Source organism: Paraburkholderia sp. J7 (assembly GCF_905220155.1).
In the GTDB taxonomy this organism is placed as follows: Bacteria; Pseudomonadota; Gammaproteobacteria; order Burkholderiales; family Burkholderiaceae; genus Paraburkholderia.
The window spans coordinates 1-232 of sequence record NZ_CAJMYZ010000154.1 but is presented as its reverse complement, the minus strand read 5'-3'; the positions used below and the strand labels follow the sequence as shown (position 1 = coordinate 232).

The window sequence follows — 232 nt, the reverse complement described above, 5'->3', positions numbered from 1 at the left end:
GGGCTGGCCGCTTGAGTCCGATACGTATGGTGGCTCGTTCCTGTATCACACCGACAACAACCAGGTGATGGTGGGTTTTGTCGTCGGTCTCGCGTACCAGAACCCGTACCTTTCGCCGTTTGAAGAGTTCCAGCGTTACAAGACGCACCCGGAAATCCGCAAGTACCTCGAAGGCGGCAAGCGCGTGTCGTACGGCGCGCGCGCGATCACCGCAGGCGGCCTGATGTCGCTG

At 60.8% G+C, this 232-nt stretch carries 1 pseudogene; it reads left to right on the top strand.

Annotation, left to right across the window (positions count from 1 at the left end):
• Positions 1-232 (top strand): annotated as a pseudogene (locus U5A58_RS40750) (electron transfer flavoprotein-ubiquinone oxidoreductase); the annotation flags it as partial.